The organism is Psychrobacter sp. FME6, assembly GCF_014861365.1.
Lineage (GTDB): Bacteria > Pseudomonadota > Gammaproteobacteria > Pseudomonadales > Moraxellaceae > Psychrobacter.
Genome location: NZ_RRYW01000138.1, coordinates 1 through 5,186, shown reverse-complemented (window position 1 = coordinate 5,186; position 5,186 = coordinate 1). Strand labels below are relative to the sequence as shown.

The 5,186-nt window shown below is 42.0% G+C and carries 5 protein-coding genes; 3 read left to right on the top strand and 2 right to left on the bottom strand.

Annotation, left to right across the window (positions count from 1 at the left end):
- Positions 1-243 precede the first annotated feature (243 nt).
- Both dapE and EI162_RS13245 read right to left on the bottom strand, forming a co-directional pair.
- Positions 244-1,476, bottom strand: a complete 1,233-nt coding sequence (dapE, locus tag EI162_RS13250) for a succinyl-diaminopimelate desuccinylase (RefSeq protein ID WP_192524787.1) — start codon at positions 1,474-1,476, stop codon at positions 244-246.
- A gap of 63 nt (positions 1,477-1,539) precedes the next feature.
- A complete protein-coding gene (locus tag EI162_RS13245) occupies positions 1,540-2,295 on the bottom strand; it encodes a 2OG-Fe(II) oxygenase (protein WP_192524786.1) in 756 nt (251 codons plus the stop codon).
- A 129-nt stretch (positions 2,296-2,424) separates the two neighbouring features.
- Here EI162_RS13245 and EI162_RS13240 point away from each other — a divergent pair, with 129 nt between their 5' ends.
- The 3 genes from EI162_RS13240 to EI162_RS13230 all read left to right on the top strand — a co-directional run bounded on the left by EI162_RS13240 (position 2,425) and on the right by EI162_RS13230 (position 5,065).
- A complete protein-coding gene (locus tag EI162_RS13240) occupies positions 2,425-3,312 on the top strand; it encodes a 23S rRNA (adenine(2030)-N(6))-methyltransferase RlmJ (protein WP_192524785.1) in 888 nt (295 codons plus the stop codon).
- Positions 3,313-3,338: 26 nt separating this feature from the next.
- The gene (gene pssA, locus EI162_RS13235) at positions 3,339-4,250 is read left to right on the top strand and encodes a CDP-diacylglycerol--serine O-phosphatidyltransferase (protein ID WP_413038396.1); all 912 of its coding nucleotides are present in this window, start codon (positions 3,339-3,341) and stop codon (positions 4,248-4,250) included.
- 200 nt (positions 4,251-4,450) lie between these two features.
- Positions 4,451-5,065 (top strand): hypothetical protein, encoded by a 615-nt coding sequence (locus EI162_RS13230; protein ID WP_318779325.1) that lies wholly within the window; start codon positions 4,451-4,453, stop codon positions 5,063-5,065.
- The last annotated feature ends 121 nt before the right edge of the window (positions 5,066-5,186 follow it).

Sequence of the window (5,186 nt, the reverse complement as noted above, 5' to 3'; positions counted from 1 at the left end):
GAGTCATTATATCATTTATCAATAAGTTATATCAACACACTATTAAAACAGAGCCATATTTTAAGTTAATAATAAGAGCAATTCTCTTTGTGTTTGCCATATTTTTAGCGCCTATTGGCTGGTTGATACTTTACTTTGTAAATAGATAGCTAAATAAAGCATGACTGGTTTTTATCAAAAATGACCTTAACTGATGCGGGCACAGTTTGCCAAGTCAAGAGATGATTTTAGAGTTACACCAAGTTAGTCTAACAACAACCCTTCCAAAATTTTCTCATAAATCTGTGCCAATTTACCCAAGTCATCAATTTCTACTTTTTCATCAACCTGATGAATGGTGGTATTACGCACGCCCAACTCAACCACTTGCGCACCAGTTGGCGCGATAAAGCGTCCGTCAGAAGTGCCACCTGAGGTGGATAAAGTGGTTTCTGTACCCGTGACAGATTTAATCGCACGCTGACAGGCTGCGACCAACTTACCTTCTGGGGTCAGAAATGGCAGACCAGATAACTTCCAATCAATCGCATAATTGGCTTTATTTTCTAAAAGCTCACTGGCTTTGAAGTGCTTATCGAAAATAGCATGGGTTTTTGCTTTTAATTCATCTTCGGTAGTTTCAGTCGAAAATCGGAAGTTAAATATGACTTCTAAAGTTTCGGGAATGACATTGGTCGCGCCAGTGCCACTATTTATATTTGAAATTTGCAAAGAAGTCGCAGGGAAGTAATCATTGCCAGTATCCCAAGTGGCGTCTGTCATTTCTGCTAATGCTGACATGGCGGCATGGATAGGGTTACTTGCCAAATGTGGGTAGGCGACATGACCTTGTTTACCACTGACGGTCAACACTGCACCCAACGAGCCGCGACGACCATTTTTGATGATATCGCCAAGTGTATCGGTACTTGAAGGCTCACCAACGAGGCAATAGGTGATTTTTTCTTGACGCGCTTCTAAGGTTTCTATTACTTTAACGGTACCATTAATTGATGGGCCTTCTTCATCTGAGGTGATAAGCAGCGCAATCGAGCCATTATGCTCAGGGTAATTGCTCACAAAACGCTCAGCCGCGATAGTAAAAGCGGCAATCCCCGTTTTCATATCAGCGGCACCGCGCGCCCACAGATAACCATCTGCAATAGTCGGGGTAAATGGCGGATAGGTCCAATTGTTTACGTCGCCTGTTGGCACCACATCGGTATGTCCCGCGAAGCAAATCACTGGATTGCCTTTTCCACGCCGCGCCCATAGGTTTTTGACTTCAGTATGTTCGCCTTTTGCTTGTTTATCACCAAAATACATAAACTCACAGGCAAATCCTGCCTGCTCTAATCGTTTTGATAATATATCTTGGCAACCATCGTCATCTGGAGTGACTGAAGGGCGTTCGAGTAGGGCGATACTTAAGTCTAAGGTTTGTTGTTGATAGGTCGCCTGTTGACGAGCCGTTGTTTGATTATCCGTTTCAGACATGAGTAAGCCTTTTATATGATAAATTGCAACGATAAATGCGCGTGAATAGGAGGGATTTTGGTATCAAGTGGGTTCGTTAATAAAGGGTATAAGACCCTCACGGCGCATCCAAGTGGCGATAGAGTAACGTTGGCGATGGGCAATTTGTACTTGATGTTGTAGGTCGCTATCAAATATTATCAGTCGATTGGCAACAGGCATCACATTATGATGAATGCCGTGTTTATCGACGATTTCTAATGCGCCGCCATCATTGGCTGACCAATCATCATTGAGATAAAATACCGCCGAGATAACCCGATCATCACGCCCAGCAGGATTGTCACTATGCCACTGATAACCGAAACCATTGGGGTAGCAGGCATAATGCGCCTCACTATAGCGAATACCGGCGAATAAACTGCGATTAAATAAAGCCGCAAGCGTATTAATACTTTGCAAATAATAATAGCCAGCGAAGAAATTTTCGGTAATCCAGCGGATTTTATCACCACGAATATCGCTGACGCGAATCCCTGCCGCTAGCTGTGCATCACGGTAATCAATAAAACCGCTTTCTGCTTGTAAGGCTAATAATGCATTATTTTCAAACACATCGTCAATAATTAACCAACCATCATTGACCAATTTATCCAGCTGCTTATCAGTCAGCCTGTCTTGCCACTGTATCTCAAAGTCAGATGGCTGCAATTCATGTTGGGTTGGTGGCTTTTGGCTAACATCGTCATCATGCGGAAACAGTAAGGGAGGGTTATCTTTACCTATCGGATTATCGACCACCAACTTTGTCACATCAAGATTGCTAATAATCTTCGTCATTTCGTCTCGCCGTTGTCAATCGCTTATCAATACACAGCCAATCAATACCTTTTTACCAAAACCATCGTTATCTTTTCTTCTGCCTATGCTACCATAGATGCAATTTTTCTTATTTAAAATTTTGAGATTATGAACTATAAACACGCCTACCACGCTGGTAACTTTGCTGATGTGGTTAAACACATTTTATTGGTACAACTGCTCAATCAATTGGGGCAAAAAAACAAACCTTTTTATGTGCTTGACGCTTATGGCGGCCGTGGACTGTATTCACTGAGTAGTGAAGAGTCGCGCAAAACGGGTGAGGCCAAAGGTGGTATTCAAGCTTTGCTAAATGCAGATATGGATAAAGCCCCTGCCGCTATCAAAGAATATATAGAAGGTATCAAGCAAGCGCGCTTTACCTATGATAGCAAAGTCTACCCTGGCTCTCCTTGGTGGATTGCCCATTATATAGAGAATAGCTTGGTCAAACAGCCAGACGCTGGCGTACGCGGTGAAGCGTTTGAAGCCAAAGCCAGCGAATATGATGCGTTAAATTATCAGCTGCATAAATTACCGATCGGTATTCACCATCGTGACGCCTTTGAAGGCATTACTGCGGTTATTCCGCCTAAAGAAAAGCGCGGTCTGATTTTTCTTGATCCTCCTTATGAGCAAGAGCATAAAGACTTTACCCGTTTGATCGACCTGTTAGTCGCTTCTTATAATAAATGGCCGCAAGGCACTTATGCGCTTTGGTTCCCAATTAAGAACATCGAAGCCGTTGAGCTGTTTTATAAAAAGCTTAAGCGTACTGAAATGCGCCGCCAGCTGGTCTGTGAGCTAAATATTTATCCAAACGATGTGGCCGTTGGTCTTAACGGCACGGGTTTATTGGTTATCAATCCACCTTGGCAGTTTGACAATCATGCGCGTGAGATACTACGTTTCTTACAGCCTGCGTTAAAAGTAGCTGATGCTCCAGACTTAACGCCTGATAGCGCGACCAATGTGCGCTGGCTAGTCGGCGAATAATCATGTCGACAAATAAGGATAGTGAGATGACTAATATACAACCACCCAACAACCAGTCAAACCATCAATCAAATGAGCCTCTAAACGATGAAGCGTTACAAGATAATGCTTCAACTCAGCCACCTTTCGTTGATGACCATGAGTTTAGTATTCGCTTAGCCGATAACAAGGGTTATGATGGTTTGACCTTTGAGGTGATTGAGGCAGAGGTTGCTGAAGGCAAACGGGTGGTCAGTCGCGGTGTCTATTTAGCGCCCAACTTGATTACCACGTTATCATTACTGTCAGGTTTTTATTCGATTCTAGCCAGTACCCAAGGTGAGTTTTATAAGGCTTCTTTAGCTATCTTCTTATCTGCCATTCTCGATGGCGCAGATGGGCGGGTTGCCCGTATGCTCAATGCGCAAAGCCCATTTGGTGAGCAATATGATTCTTTAGCAGATATGTTAGCGTTTGGTATTGCCCCTGCTATTTTGATTTACAGTTTTGCGCTAGAGCCGTTAGGACGTATTGGGCTTGGCTGTGCATTTGTCTTTACCGCTTGCGGTGCTTTCCGCTTAGCACGATTTAATGTACAGATTGGTGAAGTAGACAAAAAGTATTTCGTCGGTTTGGCCAGTCCGCTCGCGGCTATTTTGGTTACTTCTGCTGTTATGGTCGCGGTCGATCACAATCAATGGATTGGACAATACGATACGGCGGTTATGTTTTTATTCGCCGCTTGGGTGGTCATCTGTGGTTTGCTGATGGTTAGCAACGTTAAATACTATAGCTTTAAAGAATTTGACAAAAAGAAAGTACCTTTTGTGGTGCTTATTATTGGCGTTTTAGTGATGAGTATCGTACTTTATGACATACCTGTCGGTATTTTAGCGATTGGTATTATCTACGCTTTATCAGGTATCGTCACAACCTTAAAAGCCAAATCTGAAAAATAATTTTAATAACTATTTTATAGTGCATGTTCACTCAATAAATGTATACAAACCGCTTATTCATTAATAGGCGGTTTTTTTGTGTACAAGAGGTTGTTGGGTAAGTAATAATATTTTTGATAAAGGTAAGTGATAAATTGGCGCAAAATGACAGAGCAGATATGAGCTTTGATTGAATATCCTATAAAGTGCTATGGTGTAAGGTGTCCATTCAACATGCTTTAGTATTTCTCTTAATCTACTTAATAGTCAAAGCTGAGGTTGTTATGTTGCATTTAAATAGTGTCAAAAACTTATTGCCTGTTTCAAGTGTCGCTATGCGTCTGTCGAAGGGTTTAATCACCAGCGTTTTACTTACCTTACCTTTTATTTCATTATCCGCACAGGCAAGTAGTAATAATTCACCAAGTGTAATCTCTCGAGCAGAAGCGGCAAATCCAGCCAACTTTAAGTTTTTAAGTATCAATGGTCGAGCAGTGACTCGTGCATCAGCGCCTTGTGCAATCGAAAAAGGACTTATAGCTTGTGGGCTTGAAAAGTTATCTTTAATCAATGGTAGTATTAATGAGGTTGATGCAGATTACGACCTGGCGCAAACTTTCTTTTTTCTATCAAAGGCTCAACCACGGACAGCGGTGGTGGTGATAACCCGATCTGGTCTTATGGATGATAGTGTGAGCGCAGAACGTTATCGTATTAGCTTTAAGTTAGAAGGTAAATCGTCTGATTTAAATTGGAGTTGGGTTCAGTATGGAGTACAGTATCAATGTATGCGTGGTAGCAAAGCAGGTAAGTGGTCTAAAGATCTTTGCCCTTAATTAAAGGCTTTTTTACGAAGTAGATTTAGTGGTTTTTAGAAATTATAAAATAAACTTCAATATTAGCTTGACCGCCTCTCAAACAAGCGTATAATGCCACCCAGTCGAAAGGGAAGCTAGT